Source organism: Ferribacterium limneticum (genome assembly GCF_020510585.1).
In the GTDB taxonomy this organism is placed as follows: Bacteria; Pseudomonadota; Gammaproteobacteria; order Burkholderiales; family Rhodocyclaceae; genus Azonexus.
This window is the reverse complement of the sequence record NZ_CP075190.1, coordinates 391,474-417,495: the sequence shown is the minus strand read 5'-3', so window position 1 is coordinate 417,495 and position 26,022 is coordinate 391,474. Positions and strand designations below refer to the sequence as shown.

General features: G+C 57.0%; 41 protein-coding genes. 7 read left to right on the top strand and 34 right to left on the bottom strand.

Annotated features, from left to right (window positions below):
• Positions 1-54 precede the first annotated feature (54 nt).
• The 3 genes from KI613_RS02025 to KI613_RS02015 all read left to right on the top strand — a co-directional run bounded on the left by KI613_RS02025 (position 55) and on the right by KI613_RS02015 (position 1,473).
• The gene (locus tag KI613_RS02025) at positions 55-489 is read left to right on the top strand and encodes a hypothetical protein (RefSeq protein WP_226403556.1); all 435 of its coding nucleotides are present in this window, start codon (positions 55-57) and stop codon (positions 487-489) included.
• The gene (locus tag KI613_RS02020; protein ID WP_226403555.1) at positions 490-1,032 is read left to right on the top strand and encodes a hypothetical protein; all 543 of its coding nucleotides are present in this window, start codon (positions 490-492) and stop codon (positions 1,030-1,032) included.
• A gap of 90 nt (positions 1,033-1,122) precedes the next feature.
• Positions 1,123-1,473: a hypothetical protein gene (locus KI613_RS02015; protein WP_226403554.1), complete on the top strand. Its 351-nt coding sequence runs from the start codon at positions 1,123-1,125 to the stop codon at positions 1,471-1,473.
• Between the two features lie 6 nt (positions 1,474-1,479).
• Here KI613_RS02015 and KI613_RS02010 read toward each other — a convergent pair whose 3' ends face one another.
• Genes KI613_RS02010 through KI613_RS01995 form a run of 4 tightly spaced genes read right to left on the bottom strand, consistent with a single transcriptional unit; the run spans position 1,480 to position 4,427 of the window.
• Positions 1,480-2,274, bottom strand: coding sequence for an SPOR domain-containing protein (locus tag KI613_RS02010; RefSeq protein ID WP_226403553.1), 795 nt, complete (start codon positions 2,272-2,274; stop codon positions 1,480-1,482).
• 8 nt (positions 2,275-2,282) lie between these two features.
• Positions 2,283-2,792 carry a DUF2802 domain-containing protein gene (locus tag KI613_RS02005; RefSeq protein WP_226403552.1) on the bottom strand — a complete coding sequence of 170 codons (510 nt, stop codon included), beginning with the start codon at positions 2,790-2,792 and terminating at the stop codon, positions 2,283-2,285.
• Between the two features lie 21 nt (positions 2,793-2,813).
• Positions 2,814-3,968, bottom strand: coding sequence for an OmpP1/FadL family transporter (locus KI613_RS02000; protein ID WP_226403551.1), 1,155 nt, complete (start codon positions 3,966-3,968; stop codon positions 2,814-2,816).
• Between the two features lie 45 nt (positions 3,969-4,013).
• On the bottom strand, positions 4,014-4,427 hold the full coding sequence (locus KI613_RS01995) for an acyl-CoA thioesterase (protein ID WP_226403550.1): 414 nt from the start codon (positions 4,425-4,427) through the stop codon (positions 4,014-4,016).
• Between the two features lie 103 nt (positions 4,428-4,530).
• Between KI613_RS01995 and KI613_RS01990 the strand changes: the two genes are divergently transcribed.
• Genes KI613_RS01990 through KI613_RS01975 form a run of 4 tightly spaced genes read left to right on the top strand, consistent with a single transcriptional unit; the run spans position 4,531 to position 10,706 of the window.
• Positions 4,531-6,348: an ABCB family ABC transporter ATP-binding protein/permease gene (locus KI613_RS01990; RefSeq protein WP_226403549.1), complete on the top strand. Its 1,818-nt coding sequence runs from the start codon at positions 4,531-4,533 to the stop codon at positions 6,346-6,348.
• Positions 6,349-6,392: 44 nt separating this feature from the next.
• The gene (locus KI613_RS01985; protein ID WP_226403548.1) at positions 6,393-8,252 is read left to right on the top strand and encodes a CHASE domain-containing sensor histidine kinase; all 1,860 of its coding nucleotides are present in this window, start codon (positions 6,393-6,395) and stop codon (positions 8,250-8,252) included.
• The gene (locus tag KI613_RS01980) at positions 8,245-9,168 is read left to right on the top strand and encodes a response regulator (protein WP_226403547.1); all 924 of its coding nucleotides are present in this window, start codon (positions 8,245-8,247) and stop codon (positions 9,166-9,168) included. Before KI613_RS01985 ends, KI613_RS01980 begins: the two co-directional genes overlap by 8 nt.
• The gene (locus KI613_RS01975) at positions 9,165-10,706 is read left to right on the top strand and encodes a SpoIIE family protein phosphatase (protein ID WP_226403546.1); all 1,542 of its coding nucleotides are present in this window, start codon (positions 9,165-9,167) and stop codon (positions 10,704-10,706) included. Before KI613_RS01980 ends, KI613_RS01975 begins: the two co-directional genes overlap by 4 nt.
• Positions 10,707-10,774: 68 nt before the next feature.
• On the opposite strand, the gene rplQ is transcribed toward KI613_RS01975, so the two are convergent.
• The 30 genes from rplQ to tuf form a co-directional block, all read right to left on the bottom strand.
• Complete coding sequence (gene rplQ, locus KI613_RS01970) at positions 10,775-11,173, bottom strand: 50S ribosomal protein L17 (RefSeq protein ID WP_226403545.1); 399 nt, start codon at positions 11,171-11,173, stop codon at positions 10,775-10,777.
• Positions 11,174-11,228: 55 nt separating this feature from the next.
• Positions 11,229-12,203, bottom strand: a complete 975-nt coding sequence (locus tag KI613_RS01965) for a DNA-directed RNA polymerase subunit alpha (protein WP_226403544.1) — start codon at positions 12,201-12,203, stop codon at positions 11,229-11,231.
• A gap of 23 nt (positions 12,204-12,226) precedes the next feature.
• Positions 12,227-12,856 carry a 30S ribosomal protein S4 gene (gene rpsD / locus KI613_RS01960; protein ID WP_226403543.1) on the bottom strand — a complete coding sequence of 210 codons (630 nt, stop codon included), beginning with the start codon at positions 12,854-12,856 and terminating at the stop codon, positions 12,227-12,229.
• 12 nt (positions 12,857-12,868) lie between these two features.
• Positions 12,869-13,258 carry a 30S ribosomal protein S11 gene (gene rpsK / locus KI613_RS01955; protein ID WP_226403542.1) on the bottom strand — a complete coding sequence of 130 codons (390 nt, stop codon included), beginning with the start codon at positions 13,256-13,258 and terminating at the stop codon, positions 12,869-12,871.
• A 12-nt stretch (positions 13,259-13,270) separates the two neighbouring features.
• Positions 13,271-13,633, bottom strand: a complete 363-nt coding sequence (gene rpsM, locus KI613_RS01950; RefSeq protein ID WP_117607664.1) for a 30S ribosomal protein S13 — start codon at positions 13,631-13,633, stop codon at positions 13,271-13,273.
• Between the two features lie 48 nt (positions 13,634-13,681).
• Positions 13,682-13,795: a 50S ribosomal protein L36 gene (gene rpmJ, locus KI613_RS01945; protein ID WP_226403541.1), complete on the bottom strand. Its 114-nt coding sequence runs from the start codon at positions 13,793-13,795 to the stop codon at positions 13,682-13,684.
• Between the two features lie 76 nt (positions 13,796-13,871).
• On the bottom strand, positions 13,872-14,090 hold the full coding sequence (gene infA, locus KI613_RS01940) for a translation initiation factor IF-1 (protein WP_226403540.1): 219 nt from the start codon (positions 14,088-14,090) through the stop codon (positions 13,872-13,874).
• A 6-nt stretch (positions 14,091-14,096) separates the two neighbouring features.
• Positions 14,097-15,419 carry a preprotein translocase subunit SecY gene (gene secY / locus KI613_RS01935; RefSeq protein WP_226403539.1) on the bottom strand — a complete coding sequence of 441 codons (1,323 nt, stop codon included), beginning with the start codon at positions 15,417-15,419 and terminating at the stop codon, positions 14,097-14,099.
• A gap of 20 nt (positions 15,420-15,439) precedes the next feature.
• The gene (gene rplO, locus KI613_RS01930) at positions 15,440-15,874 is read right to left on the bottom strand and encodes a 50S ribosomal protein L15 (protein ID WP_226403538.1); all 435 of its coding nucleotides are present in this window, start codon (positions 15,872-15,874) and stop codon (positions 15,440-15,442) included.
• 3 nt (positions 15,875-15,877) lie between these two features.
• On the bottom strand, positions 15,878-16,060 hold the full coding sequence (rpmD, locus tag KI613_RS01925; RefSeq protein WP_226403537.1) for a 50S ribosomal protein L30: 183 nt from the start codon (positions 16,058-16,060) through the stop codon (positions 15,878-15,880).
• Positions 16,061-16,063: 3 nt separating this feature from the next.
• A complete protein-coding gene (rpsE, locus tag KI613_RS01920; protein ID WP_226403536.1) occupies positions 16,064-16,591 on the bottom strand; it encodes a 30S ribosomal protein S5 in 528 nt (175 codons plus the stop codon).
• Positions 16,592-16,617: 26 nt separating this feature from the next.
• The gene (gene rplR, locus KI613_RS01915) at positions 16,618-16,974 is read right to left on the bottom strand and encodes a 50S ribosomal protein L18 (protein WP_226403535.1); all 357 of its coding nucleotides are present in this window, start codon (positions 16,972-16,974) and stop codon (positions 16,618-16,620) included.
• Positions 16,975-16,983: 9 nt separating this feature from the next.
• On the bottom strand, positions 16,984-17,514 hold the full coding sequence (gene rplF, locus KI613_RS01910; protein ID WP_226403534.1) for a 50S ribosomal protein L6: 531 nt from the start codon (positions 17,512-17,514) through the stop codon (positions 16,984-16,986).
• Between the two features lie 10 nt (positions 17,515-17,524).
• Complete coding sequence (gene rpsH, locus KI613_RS01905) at positions 17,525-17,920, bottom strand: 30S ribosomal protein S8 (RefSeq protein ID WP_117607656.1); 396 nt, start codon at positions 17,918-17,920, stop codon at positions 17,525-17,527.
• A gap of 15 nt (positions 17,921-17,935) precedes the next feature.
• Positions 17,936-18,241, bottom strand: a complete 306-nt coding sequence (gene rpsN, locus KI613_RS01900) for a 30S ribosomal protein S14 (protein ID WP_226403533.1) — start codon at positions 18,239-18,241, stop codon at positions 17,936-17,938.
• Between the two features lie 7 nt (positions 18,242-18,248).
• Positions 18,249-18,788, bottom strand: a complete 540-nt coding sequence (rplE, locus tag KI613_RS01895; protein WP_226403532.1) for a 50S ribosomal protein L5 — start codon at positions 18,786-18,788, stop codon at positions 18,249-18,251.
• Positions 18,789-18,797: 9 nt separating this feature from the next.
• Positions 18,798-19,115: a 50S ribosomal protein L24 gene (gene rplX, locus KI613_RS01890; RefSeq protein ID WP_226403531.1), complete on the bottom strand. Its 318-nt coding sequence runs from the start codon at positions 19,113-19,115 to the stop codon at positions 18,798-18,800.
• A 10-nt stretch (positions 19,116-19,125) separates the two neighbouring features.
• Positions 19,126-19,494 (bottom strand): 50S ribosomal protein L14, encoded by a 369-nt coding sequence (rplN, locus tag KI613_RS01885; protein ID WP_011286097.1) that lies wholly within the window; start codon positions 19,492-19,494, stop codon positions 19,126-19,128.
• Between the two features lie 155 nt (positions 19,495-19,649).
• Complete coding sequence (rpsQ, locus tag KI613_RS01880; protein WP_226403530.1) at positions 19,650-19,916, bottom strand: 30S ribosomal protein S17; 267 nt, start codon at positions 19,914-19,916, stop codon at positions 19,650-19,652.
• A complete protein-coding gene (gene rpmC / locus KI613_RS01875) occupies positions 19,913-20,107 on the bottom strand; it encodes a 50S ribosomal protein L29 (protein ID WP_117607651.1) in 195 nt (64 codons plus the stop codon). The genes rpsQ and rpmC overlap by 4 nt, the downstream gene beginning before the upstream one ends.
• 2 nt (positions 20,108-20,109) lie before the next feature.
• Positions 20,110-20,523, bottom strand: a complete 414-nt coding sequence (gene rplP / locus KI613_RS01870) for a 50S ribosomal protein L16 (RefSeq protein ID WP_028994191.1) — start codon at positions 20,521-20,523, stop codon at positions 20,110-20,112.
• A 1-nt stretch (position 20,524) separates the two neighbouring features.
• Positions 20,525-21,310, bottom strand: coding sequence for a 30S ribosomal protein S3 (gene rpsC / locus KI613_RS01865; protein WP_226403529.1), 786 nt, complete (start codon positions 21,308-21,310; stop codon positions 20,525-20,527).
• 9 nt (positions 21,311-21,319) lie between these two features.
• The gene (gene rplV / locus KI613_RS01860) at positions 21,320-21,649 is read right to left on the bottom strand and encodes a 50S ribosomal protein L22 (protein ID WP_117607649.1); all 330 of its coding nucleotides are present in this window, start codon (positions 21,647-21,649) and stop codon (positions 21,320-21,322) included.
• Between the two features lie 9 nt (positions 21,650-21,658).
• Positions 21,659-21,934: a 30S ribosomal protein S19 gene (gene rpsS / locus KI613_RS01855; RefSeq protein ID WP_011286091.1), complete on the bottom strand. Its 276-nt coding sequence runs from the start codon at positions 21,932-21,934 to the stop codon at positions 21,659-21,661.
• 10 nt (positions 21,935-21,944) lie between these two features.
• Positions 21,945-22,772, bottom strand: a complete 828-nt coding sequence (gene rplB, locus KI613_RS01850; RefSeq protein ID WP_226403528.1) for a 50S ribosomal protein L2 — start codon at positions 22,770-22,772, stop codon at positions 21,945-21,947.
• Positions 22,772-23,074, bottom strand: a complete 303-nt coding sequence (rplW, locus tag KI613_RS01845) for a 50S ribosomal protein L23 (RefSeq protein ID WP_226403527.1) — start codon at positions 23,072-23,074, stop codon at positions 22,772-22,774. The genes rplB and rplW overlap by 1 nt, the downstream gene beginning before the upstream one ends.
• Positions 23,071-23,694, bottom strand: a complete 624-nt coding sequence (gene rplD / locus KI613_RS01840; protein ID WP_226403526.1) for a 50S ribosomal protein L4 — start codon at positions 23,692-23,694, stop codon at positions 23,071-23,073. Before rplD ends, rplW begins: the two co-directional genes overlap by 4 nt.
• A 9-nt stretch (positions 23,695-23,703) precedes the next feature.
• Entirely contained in the window at positions 23,704-24,342 is a 639-nt protein-coding gene (rplC, locus tag KI613_RS01835) for a 50S ribosomal protein L3 (RefSeq protein WP_117607645.1), read from the bottom strand.
• Between the two features lie 110 nt (positions 24,343-24,452).
• On the bottom strand, positions 24,453-24,764 hold the full coding sequence (gene rpsJ / locus KI613_RS01830) for a 30S ribosomal protein S10 (RefSeq protein WP_028994183.1): 312 nt from the start codon (positions 24,762-24,764) through the stop codon (positions 24,453-24,455).
• A 63-nt stretch (positions 24,765-24,827) separates the two neighbouring features.
• A complete protein-coding gene (gene tuf / locus KI613_RS01825; protein ID WP_117607634.1) occupies positions 24,828-26,018 on the bottom strand; it encodes an elongation factor Tu in 1,191 nt (396 codons plus the stop codon).
• Positions 26,019-26,022 lie beyond the last annotated feature (4 nt).

The following is a 26,022-nucleotide window of genomic DNA, read 5'->3' as shown; positions in this document are numbered from 1 at the left end:
AAGCCATTTCGCATACAATTTACCTTCCACTCATAAAAAACAAGGGAGTAAATTGTGCAGAAATTTCTGAAATTGCTCGCGCTGCTTGGGCTCGTTGCATCGCTGACCACCGGTTGCGCCGTTAACCGGGCGACCGGCAGCGTCGATCCATCGGCAAACCTGTCCGCACTCAAGACCATGTACGTCAAAAAGACCGCTGATGACGACAACACCTACACACTGATCGCCGACAAGTTGCGCAGCAAGGGCCTGACCGTCACCACCGGCAGTGAAGCCGCCCCCGGCAACGTCGATGCGGTAGTCACCTACATCGACAAATGGATGTGGGACATCACGATGTACATGCTGGAACTGACCATCACCATTCGCGATCCGAAAACCGATTTCCCGCTGGCTACTGGCAACTCTTTCCACACCTCGCTGACCCGGCTCTCGCCCAAGGAAATGGTCAATGAAGTGGTCGACAACATCTACAAGGGAGCCAAGTAAATGGGAAGCTCAGTTCTCCGTCCGCAAGCCCTTCTGGCGATTGCGACATTTGCCCTTATCCTCGGCGGCTGCGCTTCGCCGGCCGACCGGGCGGCAATGACACCCCAGAACCTCACGGTCAGCAAGCATTACCCGCACAGCCTGGGTGTTCAGACCAGCGGTGGCGCCCAAACCGGTGCCATGGATAGCAGCAATGTATCCGACGCCGATCTGAAGGCGGCCATCGAAGATGCCGTCAGCCAGAGCAAGCTGTTCAAGACCATCGTTCAGGGCAACAATGGCGACTACGAACTGAGTGTTCGGGTCACCAGTCTTTCGAAGCCTCTCTTTGGCGGAACATTTACGGTGGAAATGGAAACCGCCTGGTCGCTGACCAAAACCAGCGACCGCTCCGTTGTCATGCGCAAATCAGTCAAGTCGAGCGGCACAGCAACTATGAGCGACGCTTTCGCCGGAGTAACCCGACTACGTATGGCCGTCGAAGCAGCAACCCGCAACAATATCGAACAAGGCATCAAGGCCGTTGCCGAATTGAACCTCTAACGATTTGTTACAAACTAACCCGGCATCGACGTATGCCGGGCGGGGGACCGCCGCGTTAATTACTTACATAACCACCGGACACATTCCCCAATGAACCTCAAACAAACGCTTCTTCGCCTTGGCCTCGCTACCGCTCTGATCGGCAGCCTGGGTGCCTGCGCAGTGGCGCCCTACCCGGTGGGCTATCACCGGCCACCGCCGGCGTATGTTGAAACCTATCCGGGCTATGGCCAACCGAGCGGGACTATTTACTACAACTCCGGATATCGTCACTACGACGACCGTGGCGGCCGGTACTACGATGATCGTGGAGGCCGCTATTACGATGACCGCCGGTATGAGGAGCCACGTCGCCAGGCAGCACCGTTGCCACCCCCTCTGCAGTTGCATCGCGATGTCCGGCGCAGCCTCGGCCTACCGCGCCTGCCGGGCATGCCCTGAGCCAGGCTAGTTTTTACCCTTGGGCGGCACGAGGATGGTCTCGACGCCCAGTTCCTTGAGTTTGGCCTGTGCCGCCTCGGCCTCATGCCTGGTCTTGAAGGGCCCGACCTGAACGCGGGTTTCCAACGTCGATGGAACGCCACTCAGGGTTAGCCGGGCATGCAGTTCTTCGGCCCGCTGGACGCTCGAAAAGACGCCAGCCTGCAACAAGAAACCAGAAAACAGGCGAGACACGGCCGGCGGCGTAACCGCCGGTGCCGGTCGCGCTTCGGCGATCCGTGCCGCTGGTTTGGGCGGTATTGGTTCAACCGGAACCGCTGTGCGTGGCGGCGGCAGAATATTTGATGGGGCCGTGGTCGCCTCGGGCACCGGGGCAGGTAGCGGAATGACTGCCGGCGATGGCGTCACCGGTTTCTTGGTGGATTCTACGGTCGACGGCAATTTAGGCCGATTTTCAACAAGCGCTTCCGGCTTGGGCTCAAGCGGCGGAGCGTGCGTCTCGACCTTCGGCGGCGGAGGAGGCTCGGCCGGCGCTTCCTCCTTTTCCGGCTCTGGCGGCGTCGGAAGGTTTTCTGTCGGGGTCAGGGGCTGAGAAACCTCTTTCCTGGGGGCGACGGGAACCGGCTTGGTGAATACCTGCTCTTCCGATTCGTCCGGAGCAGTAGCCAGATAATCGAAGAAAGCCAGCACGCCGAGCAGAGCGGCAACCAGCACCCCGGCGACGGCCAGGCGCGCCAGCAGCTTGCTGCGAATCTCGCCGGCCCCTGCTTCGCTTTCGGAAACTTCCGGTTGTTCTGCCATCGCTACCCTCAACTCTCCTGACTCTTGGCCAGCGCCACGACCAGTTCAGCCTCGGCGCGGGCGATGCCACAGCGTTCGGCAATCGCCGCCGGATCGTAACCCGAAACAGCCATCTGCATCGCGTCGCCATAAATGGGGGAAACCGTCTGGCCAGCCCGCAGGTGGGCCAACTCATGCTGCATGTCGTCGCGCAAGGCGGCCAGCTCGCCGCGAATGGCGTCGACTTCGTCGCGCATCTGGGCCAGTTCCTGCTCAAGACCGCTGCGCAAGGCATCCCCGGCCAAACCTTCGGAGGCCTGCGCCCAGTTTTCATCGGCCTCGGCCAAGCCCTTTGCCGGCGTCTCAGGCGACTCGGCGATTGACTCAACAGAAACCGTTTTCTCCGAAGCCGCAGGGCGATTGCGCAATAAAAGCATGCGCAGCAATACGAACAGCATGTAGGCCGCAACCAGCGCGATCAAGCCGATCACGCCTTCGCGCAGCCCCAGCGTCATGCCACCCAGTTCAAGCGCCGGCAATTTGGCCTCGACCGTGACAGCTTAGAAACCCACCGAATATTGCACGCCAACAATATGGGCACTGGCGTCGTACTTGCCCTGCAGCGCCCCCTGCGAAATGGTCGGATCGATGACGTAAAGGTAGGAGTAACCCAAGTCGAATTTACCAACGGCCCCCGCATTCCACTGGCCACCGAGCGACAGCCACAGGCGGTTGTTGTCTGGCACGCGAGCCGAGCGGTACTCGTCACGCACCGGCGTCCGGTCGAAGGCGATACCGAACTTCAGTTTGGCCTTGTCGGTCGCCTTGTAACCGGCACCCCAGGCAAAACGCCAGGAATTTTCGTAATTGAAGGTTTCGGAAACGGGTACAGCCAGACCGGTGACGTTCAGCGACTTAATTGTGCCCCAGCGAGTGTATGAAAGATCACCCATGGCCTCCCAGCGATCAGAAACCTGCTGCCAGACCGAAAGAATGAATGTATCCGGCAATTTGACGTCAGCCTCGATCGCTCCATTCAGTGCACCAGATGCGTTGCCAGAAAGCGTGTATTTGATCGCTGAACGATAAGAAACACCTACCCGCATGGCCGGGGACAACGTGAACAAGGCGCCGGCGTTCCACCCCCAAGCCGAGTCATCCCCCTTCAGTCGCAATACCGAACTGGTCAGTTCTGAATCGATTTTCTGATAGTTCAAGCCAAAGCCCAGCGACACCTTGTCGCTAACGCGATAGGCGATGGAGGGGTTTATATTGATCGTCTTGATTTCTGATTTGATGGCCTGTGCGGCACCAACCCAACCTGCGTCATATTCTGTCGCCAGCCCGAACGGCGCCGAGATGCCCAAGCCCAGGAACAGATCTTTTGTCAGCTGCCCCGACAGATAAGCGTTGGGTACGGCAGCCCAGCCACCGGCGTTGCCACCTGACTTGACGCCAGCCTGGTCGCGGTATTCGTAGCTAGGCCCGACACCCGTCACCCCGGCCGAAAGCTGGATGCCGTTACCCAGCTGCGTCATGCCAGCCGGATTGAAGAAAATCGTGCTGGCATTGTCAGCCACCGCCGCCGAGCCGGCGTAGGCGTTGCCGAGGCCGCTCGCATTTTGTTCCATAAGCTGAAACGCAGCAGCAGAAGCGGCACCGGAAAATGCGACCAGCAACACGGCCGGAATGGTACGCAGGGTCAGTTTGTTCATTGGATTGCTCCCTTGCAGGCGGGGTAATTTGATAACTGCCGGATTTTAATCCATTTTCAGCGTAGTTTCGGCTGGAACCTTGCGCTTCATTCCGTCGCCATCAATGGCCACGTAAGTCAGTTCGGCTTCAGTGACCTTGACGATGATCGGCGCGGCGTAATTGCGTTCGGCATAGACCTCGACCTTGACCGTGATCGAGGTCGTTCCGACGCGCTCGATTTCGGCGTAGAGACTGACGATGTCGCCGACGGACACCGGTTGCTTGAACAGGAAGGAATTGACCGATACCGTCGCCACCCGACCGCGCGCCCGACGCATGGCGGGAATGGCGCCAGCCACGTCGACCTGGGCCATGACCCAGCCGCCGAAGACATCGCCGTTCTGGTTGAGATCTGCCGGCATGGGCACGACGCGCAATGTGGAGTGCTTGCTGGGGAGGGTGATACGGTCATCGGCCATTATTTGTCCATAACGCTAAATATTTCGGGATTTTCCCGGAAAGCAGGCAGTTTTCATATACTCACACAATTCATCGCCACATCAAATCCCGTCAGGCTCCTGCATGCGCCGCGCCACCGCTCTTCCCAAACCGCCCGCCGGACAAGCTCTGCCGGAAACCCATGTGTGGCTGACCCTGCGCACGCTGTTCCCCTACCTCTGGCAATACCGCCTGCGCGTTCTCGCCGCGATGGCTTGCCTGATCAGCGCCAAGGTGGCTAATGTCGGCGTGCCGCTGGTTTTCAAGGAGATGATCGACGGGCTATCGGGCGGCGAGCAACTGCTTGCCTTGCCAATCTTGCTACTCATTCTTTACGGCACGCTGCGCTTTTCGACCTCGCTGTTCCAGGAGCTGCGCGAAATCCTCTTCGCCCGGGTCACACAACGCGCCGTCCGGCAGGTCTCGCTGGAAGTTTTCCGCCATCTGCACGCGTTGTCGCTGCGTTTCCATCTCGAACGGCAGACCGGCGGCGTGTCGCGCGACATCGAACGGGGCAGCCGCTCGATTTCCAGCCTGATTTCCTACACGCTCTATTCGATCCTGCCGACGCTGGTCGAAATCGGGCTGGTGCTTGGCATCCTGTTCGTCAAGTACGACATGGGTTACGTCGTCATCACGCTGGTCTCGCTGCTCGCCTACGTCGTGTTCACCATCAAGGTCAGCAACTGGCGCATCGACATCCGCCGTGCCGTCAATGAAAACGACTCGGCCGCCAACACGCGTGCGGTCGATAGCCTGCTCAACTACGAGACGGTGAAGTATTTCAACAACGAAGCCTGGGAAGCCCGCCGTTACGACGAGCAACTGATCAAATGGGAAGAGGCAGCAACGCGCAGCCAGACGACGCTGGCTTTCCTCAATCTCGGCCAGCAGGCGATTATCGCGCTCGGCGTCACGGCCATGATGTGGCGGGCGGCAAGCGGCGTGGTCGACGGCCGGATGACCATCGGCGACCTCGTGCTGGTCAATGCCTTCCTGATCCAGCTCTACATGCCGCTCAATTTCCTCGGCATCGTTTACCGCGAAATTCGCCAGGCGCTGACCGACATCGAGCGCATGTTCAAGCTACTCAGCGAGAACCGCGAAATCGCCGATGCGCCGGATGCCCGCGACCTGCCAACCGGCCCCCTGCAGGTCAATTTCGACGCGGTCGAGTTCGCTTACGAGTCGAACCGGCAGATCCTGAAAAACCTGAGTTTTGCCATTCCGCCCGGCAAAACGGTGGCCGTCGTCGGTCATTCCGGGGCCGGCAAGTCGACGCTGTCTCGACTGCTCTACCGCTTCTACGACGTCACGGGCGGCGCCGTTCAGATCAACGGCCATGATCTGCGCTCGTTGAAGCAAACCAGCCTGCGCGCCGCCATCGGCATCGTGCCGCAGGACACCGTGCTGTTCAACGACACCATTTTCTACAACATCAATTACGGCCGGCCGGAAGCGAGCCGCGAAGAAGTCTTCGCCGCGGCACGGGCAGCCCAGTTGCACGATTTCATCGAATCGCTGCCACTCAAGTACGAGACCCGCGTCGGCGAGCGTGGCCTGAAGTTATCCGGCGGCGAGAAGCAGCGCGTCGCCATTGCCCGTGCCCTGCTCAAAAACCCGCCCATCCTGATTTTCGACGAAGCCACCTCGGCCCTTGATTCAGCGACGGAACGCGCCATTCAGACTCAGTTGGAGGAAGTGGCCATCGGCCATACCACCCTGGTCATCGCCCACCGCCTGTCCACGGTCATGAATGCCGACGAAATCCTGGTCATGAGCGAAGGCCGCATCGTCGAGCGTGGCAGCCACGGCGCACTACTGGCTGCCGACGGAAATTACGCCCGGATGTGGACGCTGCAGCAACAGGAAAAACAAGAAATGGAGTCGGACACACAGTGAGGGCAAGGCGCGGTGCGACCTTAAGGCACAACAGTGGCAACTGGTTGCTGCCGCTCGCCACCTTTTTGCTGCTGGCATTGGCCACGCTCGCCGCCTGGCACTGGCAGTCCCGCATTCAGACGCAGGCCGAAGAGTTGGAAGGCAACCAGGAAAGCGCAGCAATTACCGCCGAGATTCGTGACCGACTAAACCTTCACGGCCAGTTCGTGCGCTCCCTGCAGGCTTTCGCTGCCGCCGCGCCAACTCAGGATTTGGCGACCTGGCGGCGTTTTGCCAAAGCCATGGAAATCGAGGGTAGCCTGACCGGCATGTTTGCCTTCGCCTACGCTCCAGCAGTACACAGTGAAGATCTGGAGTCATTTCAAAAATCGAACAAATTTCCGGTTGACCGTAAGGCTTTCCGGATTTTCCCGAAAACCGACGCCCGCCTTGCCCTTCCCCTCTTCTTCATCGCCCCGGAGTCGCCAGCCCTGAACGCTGCCATCGGATTCGACCTGCTCTCCGAAACGGCTCGCCGCGAAGCCATCAACCGCGCCATCCTGACCGGCAACATTGCCATGACGGCGCCGATCGAACTCCAACCCGACAAAGGCACCAAACGTCCGGGCTTCCAGATGGTCCACGCGATCTTCGATGACCGCTCCCTGGGCAAGCACCTCGACGAGAATAAACCAACTTTTGCCGGTGTCGTCCTGACGGCCTATCGTTTCGATGAGTTCATGTCATCGTTCAAACTACCGCTCAGCAGCCGCTTTGTACTGCAGATTTTTGATGAATCGCTGGCCCACGACTCGGACCAGGTGCACGCCCCGACGCTGATCTACAACTCGGACCCCATTCACAATACGAGCGAGCCGCCATTGCTTCATCACGAAATCGATTTTGGCGGACGCAACTGGATTCTTCACTTCTACCCGAACAGCAACACCGGCCCCGGGCTCGATACCCCGGCCTTGGTTCTTTACGGCGGACTGCTCGGCAGCCTGTTGCTGGCCCTGCTTGTTCACCACCTCGCCACCCATCGCGAACGCGCCGAACGCTATGCGCTCTCCCTGACGCGGGAGCTCAGCGAGCACCGCGACCATTTGCAGGAACTCGTCCACGAGCGAACCGCCAGCCTAGATGCCGCCTTGCAGCAGGCACGCGCCGCCAATCAGGCAAAATCCGAATTTCTGGCCAACATGTCGCACGAACTGCGCACACCGATGCATGCCATCCTCGGCTTCGTCGACCTGGGGAACCGCCGCGCCATTAACGCCAGCGATCCGAAAATCAGCCAATATTTCCTGCGCATCGATCAGAGCGGACAACGCCTACTCAGCCTGATCGACGAATTGCTCGACCTCTCGAAGCTTGACGCCGGGCAAATGCTCTTGCATCCAACGACATTCGACGCATTGGCGCTGGTTAAACAGGTTGGGGCCCAACTCGAATCGCTGCTGCTCAAACGCAAGCTGCAGCTCGAGTTCAAAAACCAGGCGACCAGCACCCACATCAGCGCCGACCTGAACCGGGTTACCCAGGTCATCTGCAACCTGCTGTCCAATGCCATCAAATTTTCGCCGGAAGGCGGAACAATTCGTGTCGAACTGGCGAACAACGAACTACCGGCCGGTCGGCGCGCCGCGGACAGTGGTTCGCGGCCCGGGCTCTCCATCAGCTTCATCGATCAGGGGATAGGCATCCCGACGGCTGAGCTGGAGAGCATTTTTGACAAGTTCGTTCAAAGCAGCGCAACCAAGAGCGGCGCTGGGGGAACAGGGCTGGGACTGGCGATTTGCCGGGCTATAGTTGCGCAACACCGTGGTACGATTGTTGCCCACAATAATTCAGGGCAAGGCGCCTGTTTGATCGTCACCCTGCCATTGAACTGCTGGATGGAAAAATCGGGACAAAATGACTAAGACACTCGTCTTGCTGGTGGACGACGAAGAACTCAACCTGGAAATTCTGGTTGAGTATTTCGATGGAGAAGAGCCTTTTGTTCTGCAAACGGCAGACAGCGGCGAAGCTGCCTGGCAACTGCTGCAAAACCCGGAAAACGACTTCAAGCTCATTCTGCTCGACCGGATGATGCCCGGCCTGGACGGCATAGGCCTGCTCAGAAGAATGAAGGGAGACCCACGTCTCTCCGGCATCCCCGTCATCATGCAGACTGCGGCCAACTCCCCCGAGCAGATTCGCGAAGGCCTGGAGGCCGGCGCCTACTACTATCTGACCAAGCCCTATCGGCGCGACAGCCTGCTTGCCATTGTCCATGCCGCCCTGAGCGATGCAGAAGCGCGTAGCGCACTAAGCCGGCAACTGCACCAGCACATCAATTCGCTGCAGTTTCTCGAGCAGGCCGAGTTTGCAATCCGAACCGTCGAAGAGGCCGGTCAACTTGCCTCCTTCATCGCCCATGCCTGCCCCAATCCAGATGCTGCAGTTATGGGAATTTCCGAATTGCTGATCAACGGCGTCGAGCATGGCAATCTTGGCCTCGCCTATGCGGAGAAAAGCCGTTTGAAGCAGGAGGATCGTTGGCATGAAGAGATCACCCGGCGCGCCGCCCTGCCAGAAAATGCCGCCAAGGAAGTCCGCCTGCGCTATGACCGCCAAGCCGATGTAATCACGCTTCGCATCTGCGATCAGGGAAGCGGATTTCCATGGCAAAACTATCTCGAAATTGACCCCGAGCGAGCCTTTGACCCGAATGGTCGAGGCATCGCCCTGGCCCGCATGCTGAGCTTCAGCAGCATTACTTATGAAGGCTGCGGCAACGTCGCCGTCGCCACCATTTATTGCGACCAGGGGAAAAACGGCGAGCATCTGACATGACTTCGATTTCAACCAAGATGAAGGTACTGGCGGTTGACGACAACCGTACCAATCTGCACATCCTTCAGGTTTTCCTGAAAAAGCTCGGCCACGAAGTGATACTGGCCGAGAACGGCGAGGAGGCAGTCCGCCGCTTCGCAGCAGAATCACCCGATCTGGTCTTGCTCGACATCATGATGCCCGTCATGGACGGCTTCGAAGCCGCTCGTCGAATCAAGGCGATGCCCCGCGATCGATGGACGCCTGTCATTTTCCTGTCCGCCCTGAATCGCGATGAAAACCTGGTCGAAGGACTGGATGCCGGCGCCGACGACTACCTGACCAAACCCATCAATTTCGTCGTTCTCGAAGCCAAGCTGCGCTCCATGCAGCGCTCGCTGGCCATGCAGCAGGAGTCAATCGACTCGTTACGCCGCGTTCAGGCCATATCCGATAATGTACTCGACGCCATCGTTACCAGTGATGAGCACGGCATCATCGTCTCGGTCAACCAATCAACCGAGCGCATTTTTGGCTGGACTCCAGCTGAAATGATTGGCAAAAACGTTTCCATGCTGATGCCCGAAGACGAGCGGCCAGCGCACGAAATCCGCGTCGGAAATTATGCCGGGGCCAACCCGCCAAAAACAATCGGCCTCGAACGAGAGCTGGAAGCGCAGCATAAAGATGGACACCGCTTCGCCGCAACACTGACCATCACCCAGATCGTCCTCGACAACCATCGCATGATGGTCGGCGTCATACGAGACATTTCAGAGCGCAAGCGGACCGAGCAACAGCTGCGGGACAATGCCCGGCAACTTCAGGACTATTACGACCAGACGCAAGCTGAACAGCACCTGGCACTGGGACTGATGGAAAAACAATTACATCGCAAGGGTCTTCAGGACACTCGCCTGCGCTACACCGTCATTCCGGCCGAAAACTTCAGTGGCGACATCGTCGCGGCAAATCGCTCACCGGATGGGCATTTTTATGCCCTGCTCGCCGACGCCACCGGACACGGCCTGACCGCTGCGATCAGTGTCTTGCCGGTGCTCGCCCTGTTCTACCGAATGACAAAGCTCAACAGGCCGATTCGGGAGATTGTTCTTGAACTGAATCACCAGCTCAAGGAATCCATGCCAGTCGGGCGCTTCGTTGCCATTACGCTGGTTTGTCTCAACGAAGTCCAAAAGCAAGGTGACATCTGGGTTGGCGGCACCCCCGAAGCCTTCCTGTTCGACCGATGGGGGCGAGCGGCCCGCACCTTCCCTTCGGCCAACCTCCCCTTGGGCATTGTCAGTAATGAAGAGCTAGGTGGAGAGCCCCAACATTTCGATTGGGCAGATGAAAGCCAGCTCATTCTCTGCTCGGATGGTTTGCTTGAGGCGACCAACCCGCAAGGCCTCCAATTTGGAATCGATGGGCTGATAGCTGCAACAGCCAACACATCACCGACGGACCGCTTTGCGAAAATCGAAGCCGCTTTGGCCGCGCACCAGAATAACAGTGTCGCCAACGACGATATTTCGCTGATGCTTATCGACTGCCCATAGACCCCGAATGCGGGCGGGTAGACGAAAAAAAGGCCGGAAGCCCCGGCCTTTTTTTATTGCAACTGCTATTACGCAGCAGCTTCCTCGATTTCCACAGCCTCGGTAGGCTCCGGACGGTCGACCAGTTCGACAAACGCCATCGGTGCGTTATCGCCGACACGGAAACCACACTTCAGAATGCGAAGGTAGCCGCCCGGACGGGTTGCATAACGCGGGCCGATTTCGGCGAAAAGCTTGACCACGATATCGCGGTCGCGCAAGCGGTCGAAGGCCAGACGCTTGTTAGCCAGCGTCGGGGTCTTGCCGAGGGTAATCATCGGTTCAACAACACGGCGCAGTTCCTTTGCTTTCGGCACGGTGGTCTTGATAGCCTCGTGCTTGAGCAGGGAAACGGTCATGTTGCGCAGCATCGCCAAGCGATGGCTGCTGGTACGGTTCAGTTTGCGAAGTCCATTGCGGTGACGCATGGTTAATCCTTTCTATATTCTGCAGGCGTCCCTTGACTGCCCGGGAGAAAAAGGCTTACGCCTTTTCCAGACCGGCGGGCGGCCAGTTTTCCAGTTTCATGCCGAGCGTCAGACCGCGAGCGGCCAACACTTCCTTGATCTCATTCAGCGACTTGCGACCCAAATTCGGAGTCTTGAGAAGCTCGTTCTCTGTACGCTGGATCAGATCGCCGATGTAGTAGATGTTCTCAGCCTTGAGGCAGTTCGCCGAACGAACCGTCAATTCGAGATCATCCACCGGACGGAGCAGAACCGGATCAACCTGAGCTGGCTTGGAAGCCTCGGCGACAGGTGCGGTACCCTCCAGATCAGCAAAGACCGAAAGCTGTTCCATCAGCACGCGAGCAGCGTAGCGAATGGCTTCTTCCGGCTCGACAACGCCGTTGGTTTCGATATCGACAATCAACTTGTCCAGGTCGGTACGCTGTTCAACGCGAGCACTTTCGACAGCGTAGGCAACGCGACGAATCGGGCTGAATGACGCATCGAGTACCAGCTTGCCAATGGACTTGGCATCGCCGAGGTTGCGCATGTTGCCAGGAACATAGCCGCGACCCTTCTCGACCTTGATCTCCATGGACAGCTTGCCGCCCGTGGAGAGGTGAGCGATTACGTGTTCCGGATTGATGATTTCCACGTCGTGCGGCAACTCGATATCGCCAGCTCGAACGGGGCCTTCACCTTCCTTGGCCAATTTCAGGTTAACAACATCGCGATTGTGCAGCTTGAACACAATACCCTTGAGGTTGAGAAGAATATCAACGACATCTTCCTGCACGCCATCAATGGTCGAGTATTCATGGAGAACACCATCGATACCCACCTCGGTCGGCGCGTAACCAACCATCGAGGAGAGCAGGATGCGACGCAGCGCGTTGCCAAGGGTGTGGCCATAACCGCGTTCAAACGGTTCCATGACCACTTTGGCTTGCACGGGCGAAACGCTCTGCACGTCGATGATGCGGGGTTTTAGAAGTCCACTGCTTTGCATGGGCTAGATCCTCTGCTCAGTGCTTACTTCGAGTAAAGTTCGATGACGAGACCTTCATTCAGGGTCGCCGGCAGTTCAGAGCGCTGCGGCATGGCCTTGAATGTGCCCTTGCCTTCTTTGACATCCACCGAAATCCACTCGGGGAAACCACGAGACTCAGCAGCTTCCAGTGCAGCCTTGCAACGCAGGGAAGCACGAGCACGATCGGTCAGCTGGACAACATCACCCGGCTTGACGATAAAAGAAGGGATGTTCACCCGCTTGCCATTGACCAGAACGCCATTGTGACGAACGATCTGACGGGACTCGGTGCGAGAAGCACCAAAACCCATACGGTAGGCAACGGAGTCCAGGCGTGCTTCGAGCAATTGCAGAAGGTTTTCACCAGTCTGGCCCTTGCGACGATCAGCTTCAGCAAACGTCTTGCGGAACTGACCTTCAAGGACGCCGTAGACGCGGCGAATCTTCTGCTTGGCGCGCAGGTGGACACCATAGTCGGACAAACGAGCGCCAGATTTTTGGCCGTGTTGACCAGGAGCATACGAACGACGCTCGATGGCACACTTATCGGTAAAACACTTTTCGCCCTTCAGGAACAACTTTTCGCCTTCGCGGCGGCACTGACGGCATTTCGGATCGAGATTACGAGCCACTTGTCTTTCTCCTTAGATGCGGCGCTTTTTGGGCGGACGGCAACCGTTATGCGGCACCGGCGTCACGTCGGAAATCGAGGTGATCTTCATGCCCAGTGCATTCAATGCACGGACCGAAGACTCACGACCAGGGCCTGGGCCCTTGATGCGAACTTCCAGGTTCTTGACGCCACACTCCTGGGCAGCCTTGCCAGCGGCTTCGGCAGCAACCTGAGCAGCGAACGGGGTCGACTTACGCGAACCGCGGAAGCCGGCACCACCGGAAGTTGCCCAGGACAATGCATTGCCCTGACGATCGGTAATGGTGATGATGGTGTTATTGAACGAAGCGTGGATATGGGCAATGCCCTCAGCAACGTTCTTTTTAACCTTTTTGCGAACTTTGGTAGCAGTCTTTGCCATGTTCTGTCCCTATTACTTCTTGCCAGCAATGGCCTTGCGCGGACCCTTGCGAGTGCGAGCATTGGTACGGGTGCGCTGACCACGGCAAGGCAAGCCCTTGCGATGGCGAAGGCCACGGTAGCAACCGAGGTCCATCAGACGCTTAATGTTCATTGTGACTTCGCGACGCAGATCACCTTCTACGGTGAACTTGCCGACTTCGTCACGCAGACGATCCATGTCCGCATCGGACAGGTCTTTCATTTTGGTAGAACGAACGATGCCGGCCGCGTCACAAATCTTTTGCGCGCGGGTACGGCCGATGCCGAAAATCGCGGTCAAAGCGATCTCTGCATGCTGATGGTTCGGAATGTTTACCCCTGCGATACGGGCCATCGAATCACTCCACTATTTCAAAATTAACAAATGCCGACACCTGAGCCATTAGCCCTGGCGCTGCTTGTGACGCGGGTCCTTGCAAATGACGCGCACGACACCCTTGCGACGGATGACTTTGCAATTGCGACACACGCGCTTAACTGAAGGATGCACTTTCATGTTTAACTCCTCGTCTGCGAGAGCTTGGAAGCAGCCGTGATTCCTTGCCCTGCGGTTTATTGCGTAGAGAACTCTTTTACTTGACCCGGAAAACGATCCGGGCCTTGCTTAAATCATATGGCGTCAATTGCACGGTCACTTTGTCACCGGGAAGAATGCGTATGTAATGCATTCGCATCTTTCCGGAAATGAACCCAAGCACAATATGGCCATTTTCCAACCGGACCTTGAAGGTCGCGTTCGGGAGGTTTTCAACAACCTCCCCTTGCATTTCGATGTAATCCTCTTTTGCCATAAGCGATTACTTGATCATCGGGGCGCCTTTGAAATTTGCCTTCTTCAGCAAGCTCTCATACTGGTGCGACATCACGTAGGCCTGAACCTGGGACATAAAATCCATGGTCACGACTACGATAATCAACAGTGAGGTACCCCCAAAATAGAACGGCACGTTCCATTTCAAGATCAAAAACTCTGGCAACAGACAAACCACGGTGATGTAGGCAGCCCCAATCAGGGTCAAGCGCATCAAAATCTTATCGATGTAGCGAGCGGTCTGCTCACCCGGACGAATACCGGGCACAAAGGCGCCGCTTTTCTTCAGGTTGTCCGCAGTTTCCTTGGAATTAAACACAAGGGCTGTGTAGAAAAAACAGAAGAAAATGATCGCCGAGGCGTAAAGCATGACGTAAATCGGCTGCCCAGGCGACAAGGTACCGGCCACATCCTTCAACCAGTGCATCGATTCGCTCGCGCCAAACCAGTTGGCTACAGTCGCCGGAAACAGGATGATCGAAGAAGCGAAGATCGGCGGGATAACGCCAGACATGTTCAGCTTGAGCGGCAGATGCGAACTCTGCCCGCCATAAATCTTGTTTCCGACCTGACGCTTGGCGTAATTGACCAAAATCTTCCGTTGACCACGTTCAACAAAGACCACGAAGCCGGTCACAACAACGACCAAGACACAGATGATCAGCGCGGTCAGCGGATGCATGGCACCCGTACGAACCAGTTCAAGCAGGCCGCCGATAGCATTCGGCAAACCGGCCGCGATACCAGCGAAAATAATAATCGAGATGCCATTTCCCAGACCACGCTCGGTGATCTGCTCACCCAGCCACATCAGGAACATCGTACCGGTAAGCAGGGTCGAAACGGTGGTCAGGCGGAACATGAAGCCCGGGTCATTAACCAACCCAGCCTGCGCCTCAAGCGCTACGGCAATACCCAACCCCTGGAAGAGGGCAAGAATCACCGTTCCGTAGCGGGTATATTGAGTAATCTTCCGGCGTCCGGCCTCACCCTCTTTTTTTAGGGCTTCGAGTTGCGGACTGGCGACACTCATCAGTTGCATGATGATCGAAGCCGAAATATACGGCATGATCCCCAATGCAAAAATCGTAAATCGCGACAAGGCACCACCCGAGAACATGTTGAACATGCCCAAGATGCCACCCTGCTGCGAATTAAAGAGATCGGCCAGTGCGTTGGGGTCGATCCCAGGAACCGGAATATGGGCGCCAATGCGGTAAACAACCAGCGCGCCAAGCAGGAACCATAGCCGGCGCTTGAGATCGCCGAACTTGCCACCCTTGCCAACGGTATTGGGATTTGCTGCCAACGTTCTAACCTTTCCCTGTCTTACTCAGCGACCGAGCCGCCAGCTGCTTCAATAGCAGCCTTGGCACCCTTAGTAGCGCCAACACCCTTCAGGACAACCTTGCGGGCGATAGCGCCAGACAAGATAACCTTAGCGGAGAGAGCGTCACCCGGAACGATACCGGCGACCTGCAGGGCGAGGAGATCAATCTCTTCAACCGGCAGACGCTCGAGATCAGTCAGGCGGACTTCGTAATTACGGGCACGAGTCAAGGAATTGAAACCGCGCTTCGGCAGGCGACGCTGCAAAGGCATTTGACCGCCCTCGAAACCTACCTTGTGGAAACCGCCGGAACGGGACTTCTGACCCTTGTGGCCGCGACCGCAAGTCTTGCCGAGGCCCGAACCGATGCCACGACCGACGCGCTTGGCGGCCTTCTTGGAGCCTTCACCTGGCTTGATGGTATTCAGACGCATGGCTTAACCCTCAACCTTGACGAGATACTGAACCTTCTGGATCATGCCGCGCACAGACGGGGTATCCACAAGTTCAGAGGTACTGTTCAGCTTGCGCAGGCCCAGACCACGAACGGTGGCGCGGTGGTCCTGCTTGGTGCCGATGATGCTCTTCACGAGCTTCACTGTGATTTTCTTATCAGCCATGGCTTACCCCAGAACCCGTTCAATCGAGAGGCCACGCTTGGCGGCGATCTCGGACGGCGTATTCACCTTCGACAAACCGTCGATGGTGGCACGCACGATGTTGTAAGGATTGGTCGAGCCATGAGCCTTGGCCACCACGTTGGTCACGCCGACAACTTCGAAGACAGCGCGCATGGCGCCACCGGCGATGATGCCCGTACCTTCCGGAGCCGGCTGGATCATCACGGTCGTTGCGCCGTGACGGCCCATAACGGTGTGATGCACTGTGCCGTTCTTCAAGTTGACCTTGGCCATCTTTCGACGCGCCTCTTCCATAGCCTTTTGAGCTGCAACAGGAACTTCGCGGGACTTGCCCTTACCCATGCCGATGCTGCCATCACCATCACCAACAACAGTCAGGGCCGCGAAACCGAGAATACGGCCGCCCTTGACCACTTTGGTGACGCGATTGACCGCAACCATCTTTTCGCGCATGCCATCATCGCGCTCTTCATTCTGTTGCGGCTTCTTGTTTCTATCAGGTTTAGCCATTTTCTAACCTTATCCTTTCGCAGCGATCAGAACTTCAGACCGGCTTCACGCGCAGCTTCAGCCAACGCCTGAACTCGACCGTGATACTGAAGACCGGAACGATCGAAAGCCACTTGCTCAATACCGGCGGCCTTGGCGCGCTCGGCAATCAGCTTGCCCACCGTAGTGGCAGCAGCCTTGTTACCGCCGTTCGGAAGATCCTTGCGAATATCCGTATCCAGCGAGGAAGCCGAAGCCAGGACCTTGCCGCCACAGGGCGAAATGATCTGGGCGTAAATATGGCAGTTCGAGCGATTGACGCACAAACGGACCGCCTTAAGTTCGGCAATTTTGGCCCGGGTTTGGCGGGAACGGCGCAAACGCGCTTGTTTCTTATTAAACATATGCCACCCTTACTTCTTCTTGGTTTCCTTGATAACCACCACTTCGTCCGAGTACCGAACGCCCTTGCCCTTGTAGGGCTCCGGCTTGCGGTACGCACGAACTTCGGCAGCAACCTGGCCAACCTGTTGCTTGTCGGCCCCCTTGATCAGGATTTCGGTCTGAGTCGGGCACTCGACTTTGACACCAGCCGGCATCTTGTGCGCGACGGGGTGCGAAAAGCCCAACGACAGATTCAGGACATCGCCTTGAGCCTGGGCGCGGTAACCCACGCCAACCAGCTGAAGCTTGCGCTCGAAACCTTTGGAAACACCGGTGACCATGTTGTTTAGGTTGGCACGCATGGTGCCCCACATGGCAGCAGCGTTAGCAGCACCATCAACTTTGGAAACCTGAACATTCTGACCGTCGACGGAAATCGTAACTGCAGGATGAGTAATTGCCTTCAAGGTACCCAGCGGGCCCCTGACGGTAATTTGCTCACCAACCGAGATTTCAACACCAGCCGGTAGAACGATGGGATTTTTACCAATACGAGACATATATATCCCCTTACGCCACGATGCAAAGAACTTCGCCGCCGACCTTGCTGGCGCGAGCCTTGCGATCAGTCATGACGCCCTTCGGGGTCGACACAATCGCGACACCAAGACCATTCATAACACGAGGAATGTCTTCACAACCCTTGTAGATACGCAGACCAGGCTTGGAGACACGCTCGATGCGCTCGATGACCGGACGACCGGCATAGTACTTGAGCGCAATATCGAGTGTCGGCTTGCCATCAGCCTGACGAACTGCGAAATCATCAACGTAACCTTCATCCTTGAGCACGGCAGCGATTGCCACCTTGACTTTGGACGAGGGCATGGAGACAGACGCCTTTTCGGCGAGCTGGGCGTTGCGGATGCGAGTCAGCATGTCCGCGATCGGATCGCTCATAGCCATTTCTGAATCTCCTTTTTACCAGCTGGCTTTAACAACACCCGGAACCTGGCCACTGAAGGCCAGCTCGCGGATCTTGTGACGGCACAGACCGAACTTACGGAAAACACCACGCGGACGACCGGTCAGCTGGCAACGATTGCGCAGACGAGACGGGCTCGAATTGCGCGGCAAGGCCTGGAACTTCAGACGGGCTGCGTAACGCTCATCGTCAGACAGGCTCGCGTTATTGAAAATCGCCTCGAGGGCCGCACGCTTTTTGGCGTACTGAGCCACAAGCTTGCGGCGCTTTTCTTCACGGTTGATCAGAGCAAGTTTTGCCATGATTGCCTCAATTCTTGAACGGGAACTTGAACGCCGCCAACAGAGCCTTGGCTTCTGCGTCGGATTTCGCGGTCGTGGTGATGCTGATGTTCATCCCCCGGAGAGCATCGATCTTGTCGTACTCAATTTCCGGGAAAATGATCTGCTCTTTGACACCCATGTTGTAGTTTCCCTGACCATCAAAACCTTTGCCAGACACCCCACGGAAGTCACGAACACGCGGCAGCGCAACGGTTACCAGACGATCAAGAAACTCGAACATGCGCGGACCGCGCAGAGTGACCATGCAACCGATCGGATATCCATCACGAATCTTGAAGCCAGCGATCGACTTGCGAGCCTTCGTGGTAACCGGCTTCTGGCCAGCGATCTTCTGCATGTCGCCAACTGCGTTTTCCAGGACCTTCTTATCCGCAACAGCCTCACCGACACCCATATTCAGGGTGATCTTGGTAATGCGCGGGACTTCCATCACGGATTTGTAACCGAACTGCTTGCTCAAATCAGCAACAACGGTTTCTTTGTAAAACTCTTGCAAACGCGCCATGACCACTCCTTATGCGTTTACCAGTTCGCCGTTCGACTTGAACACGCGAACCTTGCGGCCATCATCAAGCGCCTTGAAGCCGACACGGTCAGCCTTCTTGGTCGCCGGATTGAACAGCGCAACATTGGAGATATGAATAGGCATATCCTTATCCACGATGCCACCCGCCACACCCTTTACAGGATTCGGCTTGACGTGCTTTTTGGCACGATTGACACCCTCGACAAGCACATGCTCATCATCGACACGACGTAGCACGGTACCGCGCTTGCCTTTGTCTTTACCGGTAACAACGACGATTTCGTCGCCTTTACGAATCTTTTCCATGGCCAGCCCCTTACAGCACTTCAGGAGCCAGGGACACGATCTTCATAAAGCGCTCGGTACGCAGTTCGCGGGTTACCGGGCCAAAGATGCGCGTGCCGATCGGCTCGAGCTTGTTGTTGAGAAGAACGGCGGCATTGCCATCAAAGCGAACCAGCGAACCATCCGGACGACGAACACCCTTGGCGGTACGAACCACCACAGCGTTATAGACATCGCCTTTTTTGACGCGGCCGCGCGGCGCAGCATCCTTGATGCTGACCTTGATGATGTCACCAATGCCAGCATAGCGGCGCCTGGATCCACCGAGCACTTTGATACACATTACTGAACGTGCACCGGTGTTATCGGCGACATCCAGAGTTGTCTGCATCTGAATCATTTAAATTAACTCCAACTTAATCCGCTTGCGCGGTCAGTCTTGGAACCCGTACGGGTTGAACAACTTTGCAGACTCATCAGGACGAGAGCCGCAAAAAAGAAGCCGGATTATACCGGCTTCTCTCCAGACTGCGCAAGCATTTTAAGAAACTTTCGTTATACAACGATCGCCTTCTCAAGAACACTCGTCACTGCCCAAGTCTTGGTACGCGATACCGGGCGGGTTTCGATGATCTCGACGAGATCGCCAGCCTTGGCCGAATTACCTTCGTTATGGGCGTGATATTTCTTGGAACGAACCATCACCTTGCCGTACATAGGGTGCTTGACCTTACGCTCGACAAGAACGGTAACCGTCTTTTCCATCTTGTCGCTAACGACGCGACCGATAAGAGTACGTTTAATACTGGTGGTTTCGCTCATTGCTGCACCGCCTTTTCACGGATAAGCGTACGAACGCGAGCGATGTCGCGACGCACCTTGGACATTTGGCTGGTATTGGACAACTGCTGGGTAGCGAGTTGCATACGCATACCGAACTGGGCCCTCAACAGGTCCAGCAATTCCTTGTTGAGCTCGTCCACGCTCTTGGTTCTCAATTCACTAGCTTTCATGATTACCCCAGATGACGAGTCACGAAGGTGGTGGCAATCGGCAGCTTGGCGGCTGCGAGCGCAAATGCTTCGCGCGCCAAGGCTTCATTGACACCATCCATCTCATAAAGCACTTTACCCGGCTGGATTTCGGCGACCCAATACTCCGGGTTACCCTTACCATTACCCATACGAACTTCGGCCGGCTTCTTTGAAATCGGCTTGTCCGGGAAAATACGAATCCAGATGCGGCCGCCACGTTTGATGTGACGGGTCATCGCACGGCGAGCAGCTTCGATCTGGCGAGCCGTCAGGCGGCCGCGACCGGTCGCCTTCAGCCCCCACTCACCGAACGACACCTTCGTGCCGCGGGTAGCCAGACCTTCGTTGCGCCCCTTATGCTCCTTGCGGAACTTGCGGCGATTTGGTTGCAGCATGTTAAGCACCTGCCTTTCTTGCGCGCGTGTCCGGAGCGCCAGCACCATCAGCCTTCTTGACGGTACGGGTACGCGGCTTGTCACCTTCCGGCCTACCCGGAGCACGACGCGGACGGCGATCATCAGCCACCGGCTCAACAACTTCCGGCTGCTCGTTACGATCAAGCATATCGCCCTTGTAAACCCAGACCTTGATGCCAATGATCCCGTAGGTGGTCAGGGCTTCCGAGGTTGCGTAGTCGATGTCCGCACGCAGGGTATGCAGTGGCACACGGCCTTCGCGATACCACTCGCTACGCGCGATTTCGGCACCGTTCAGACGGCCAGCACTCATGACCTTGATACCCTGAGCACCAAGACGCATGGCATTCTGCATCGCACGCTTCATGGCACGGCGGAACATGATGCGCTTTTCGAGTTGCTGGGCAATCGAATCGGCAATCAGCTGAGCATCAATTTCCGGCTTGCGGATTTCTTCGATCGAGACATGGACGGGAACGCCCATGATGCGCTGAAGATCTGTACGCAGCTGTTCGATATCTTCGCCCTTCTTGCCGATCACGACACCCGGCCGAGCCGAATAGACGGTGACGCGGGCATTCTTGGCCGGACGCTCGATCAGCACGCGACCGACGGAAGCGTGCGCCAGCTTGCGCTTGAGGTACTCACGAACCTTGATATCCTCATTAAGCATACCCGGGAAGTCCTTGCTGTTGGCGTACCAGCGCGAACTCCAGTTCTTGGTGACTGCCAGGCGGAAGCCAGTCGGATGAATTTTCTGTCCCATGGCTCTTCCTTAGTTACCAACGGTCAGATAGATATGGCAGGTCGGCTTGATGATCCGATTGCCACGACCCTTGGCGCGCGCGGTAAAACGCTTGAGCACCATGCCTTTTTCAACGTAGATGGTTTTCACCGTCAGTTCGTCGATATCAGCACCATCGTTGTGCTCGGCGTTGGCAATTGCCGACTCCAGCACTTTCTTGACGATACCGGCGCCCTTTTTGGGGCAGAAAGCCAGGATGTTCAGAGCCTGGCCAACCGGCTTGCCACGCACTAGGTCCGCAACCAAGCGGCCCTTTTGCGCAGAGAGGCGTACGCCTCGCAAATTTGCACGAGTTTCCATGTTAGCTCCTTACTTCTTGGCCTTCTTGCCGGCGGTGTGACCCTTGAACGTACGGGTCAGCGAGAACTCGCCGAGCTTGTGACCGACCATATTTTCGGTAACGAACACCGGAATATGTTGCTTGCCGTTGTGCACCGCAATCGTCAGGCCGATGAACTCGGGGAGGATCGTCGAACGACGCGACCAAGTCTTGATCGGGCGCTTGTCGCTGGTGGCGCGGACTGCTTCGACCTTGTCGATCAGATGCGCATCAACAAACGGGCCCTTTTTGAGAGAACGTCCCATTTCCTACCCCTTAACGCTTATGACGGCGCTGAACAATCATACTGTTCGTGCGCTTGTTGCTGCGGGTGCGGTAACCCTTGGTGGGCTGACCCCACGGATTGACTGGCACGCGACCTTCACCGGTCTTACCTTCACCACCACCGTGGGGGTGATCAACCGGATTCATGGCAGTACCACGAACGGTCGGGCGAATACCACGCCAACGCATAGCACCGGCTTTGCCGAACTTGCGGAGGTTGTGCTCTTCGTTACCAACTTCACCGATGGTTGCGCGACATTCGACATGCACGCGACGCACTTCGCCGGAGCGGAGGCGGATCTGGGCGTACGAGCCTTCACGAGCCAGCAACTGAACGGAAGTACCAGCCGAGCGGGCGATCTGCGCACCCTTGCCAGGCAGCATTTCGACGCAGCAAATGGTCGTACCAACGGGAATGTTGCGGATCGGCAATGCATTGCCAGACTTGATCGGCGCCTCGGAGCCACTCATGACCGGCTGCCCTACCACCATGCCTTTGTTGGCAATGATGTAGCGACGCTCACCATCAGCATAACAAAGCAAGGCAATATTGGCAGTCCGGTTCGGGTCGTATTCCAGACGCTCGACCTTGGCCGGAATCCCGTCCTTGTTGCGTTTGAAATCGATAACACGGTAAGCCTGCTTGTGACCACCGCCCTGATGACGGACCGTAATACGCCCGTTGTTGTTGCGACCGGCATTTCCGGACTTTGCCTCAACCAGTGCGGCAAACGGCTTACCCTTGTGCAGGTTGGGGTTAACCACCTGAACAACGGCGCGACGTCCCGGGGAAGTCGGCTTGACTTTAACGAGTGCCATTAGGCATTCCCCCCTTCAACAAAGTTGAGCTCCTGGCCCGGCTTGAGACTCACATAGGCTTTTTTCCAGCCCTTGCGACGACCGACCGCACCCTTGAAACGCTTGACCTTACCCTTGACATTGGAAACCTGGACGGCACCAACTTCAACCTTGAACAGCAGCTCAACGGCAGCCTTGATTTCCGGCTTGGTGGCATCGGAAGCAACGCGGAAGATCACCTGATTATGCTTGTCAGCAATGTAGGTAGCCTTCTCGGAGATTTGCGGTGCCAGCAGCACCTGCATCAGACGCTCTTGATTCATCCCCACATCTCCTCGAACTTGGCCACAGCGTTCTTGGTCACAAGGACCTTGGCGAAGCGGACCAGAGAAACCGGATCGGCCTCCTGGGCTTCAAGCACCAGAACATTGGGCAGGTTGCGCGACGAGAGGTAGAGGTTCTCGCTCAACGCATCGGTGATGACCAGAAGATTACCTTCAAGGCCCAAATCCTTCAGCTTCTGCGTGAATAACTTGGTCTTCGGAGCCTCCACAGACAGGTCATCGATTACGACAAGCCGGTCTTGGCGAGCCAATTCGGAGAGGATCGCAGCCATGCCGGCGCGGAACATCTTCTTATTGACCTTCTGACTGAAATTTTCTTCAGGAGAGTTCGGGAAAATCCGACCACCCCCACGCCACAGCGGGCTGCCATTACTGCCAGCACGAGCACGGCCCGTACCTTTTTGGCGCCACGGTTTGGTAGTGGTGTGACGGACTTCGGAGCGATCTTTCTGCTGACGGTCGCCGGAGCGCGCATTCGCCTGATAGGCGACGACGATCTGATGAACCAGCGCTTCGTTGAAATCGCGCCCGAACAGCACGTCGGAAGCCTGCAGTTTGGCAGACTCCTGGCCTTGTTCGTTAATTACCTTGAGTTCCATGTCGCCCCCTTAGCCCTTGACTGCCGGACGCACAACGACGTCAGAACCCTTGGCACCAGGAACGGCACCCTTGACCAGTAGCAACTGGCGGTCAGCATCAACGCGAACAATCGTCAGACCCTGCATCGTGGATTGAACATCACCCATATGCCCGGCCATGCGCTTACCCGGAAAAACGCGACCCGGATCCTGCGCCATACCAATGGAACCCGGCGCGTTATGCGATAGCGAATTACCATGGGTTGCACGGTTGGAGCTGAAATTGTGGCGTTTGATACCACCCTGGAAACCCTTACCGATGGAACTACCGGTCACGTCAACTTTTTGCCCTTCAGCAAAGATAGTGACGGCAACCTGGTCGCCCGCCTTAAAAGTGGCGAGCTGATCAGCACCGATCAGAAATTCCTTGAGCACATGCCCGGCTTCGACACCTGCCTTGGCCAGATGGCCAGCAAGAGGCTTCGAAACACGAGAGGCACGGCGCTTACCGAATGCGACCTGAATGGCTGAGTAGCCATCGATCTCCGGCGTTTTTACTTGGGTCACTCGGTTGTTAGACACGTCAAGCACAGTTACCGGAATGGACGCGCCATCCTCGGCAAAAATGCGAGTCATGCCAACCTTGCGACCAACAAGGCCTAGACTCATGGTTATTCTCCTCATCGCCGGCTGCGATTGGCCGGTCGATGTAAAACAACAAATGGGCAGCCGTCGCCGGCCACCCCCGAAAGGCGCGGATTATATCCGCAATTACTGTATTACTGCAACTTGATTTCGACGTCGACGCCAGCCGGAAGATCCAGCTTCATCAAAGCATCCACGGTCTTGTCGGTCGGATCAACGATATCCATCAGGCGCAGATGGGTACGAATTTCCAGCTGATCGCGAGAAGCCTTGTTCACGTGCGGCGAGCGCAGGATATCGAAACGCTGCTTACGAGTCGGCAGGGGCACGGGACCACGAACAACTGCACCGGTACGCTTGGCAGTTTCAACGATCTCCTGAGCCGACTGGTCGATCAGACGATAGTCGAAGGCCTTGAGACGGATACGGATTTTCTGGCTTTGCATTTTTGGCTTCCAAAGAGCGATAGGGGTGAAGCGAACCTCACCCCGGTTATTTAAAAGAACGAATTACTCGATGATCTTAGCGACGACGCCGGCGCCGACGGTACGACCGCCTTCACGGATGGCGAAGCGCAGACCTTCTTCCATGGCGATCGGGGCGATCAGCTTGATGGTCATGGCGATGTTATCGCCAGGCATCACCATCTCGACGCCTTCCGGCAGGTCGATGGAGCCAGTCACGTCGGTCGTACGGAAGTAGAACTGGGGACGGTAACCATTAAAGAACGGGGTGTGACGACCACCTTCGTCCTTGGACAGAATGTACACTTCCGAGGTGAAGTGGGTGTGCGGCTTGACAGAGCCCGGCTTGCACAGCACTTGGCCACGCTCGACGTCTTCACGCTTGGTACCACGCAACAGGGCGCCAACGTTGTCGCCAGCCTGACCTTGGTCGAGCAGCTTGCGGAACATTTCGACACCGGTACAGGTGGTCTTGACGGTCGGACGAATACCGACGATTTCGATTTCTTCGCCAACCTTGACGACGCCACGCTCGATACGACCGGTGACAACAGTACCGCGACCGGAGATGGAGAAGACGTCTTCAACCGGCATCAGGAAGGGCTGGTCAATCGCACGTTCCGGGGTCGGGATGTAGGAGTCCAGGGCATCTGCCAGACGGAAGATGGAGGGTTCGCCGATTTCGGACTGATCGCCTTCAAGTGCCTTCAGGGCAGAACCGTGAATGATCGGGGTGTCGTCGCCCGGGAAGTCGTACTTGGAGAGGAGCTCACGGAGTTCCATTTCGACAAGCTCGAGCAGCTCGGCGTCATCCACCATGTCGCACTTGTTCATGAACACCAGAACGTACGGCACACCAACTTGACGGGCAAGCAGGATGTGCTCGCGGGTCTGCGGCATCGGGCCGTCAGCGGCGGAACAGACGAGAATGGCGCCGTCCATCTGGGCAGCACCGGTAATCATGTTCTTGACGTAGTCAGCGTGTCCCGGGCAGTCAACGTGGGCGTAGTGACGGTTGGCGGTTTCGTATTCGACGTGGGCGGTATTGATGGTAATACCACGGGCCTTTTCTTCCGGCGCCGCATCAATTTCGTCATACTTCTTGGCCGAACCACCAAACTTGGCGGACAGCACCGTCGTGATCGCCGCCGTCAGCGTCGTCTTACCATGGTCAACGTGTCCAATCGTGCCGACGTTCACGTGCGGCTTGGTACGCTCGAATTTTTCCTTAGCCATTATC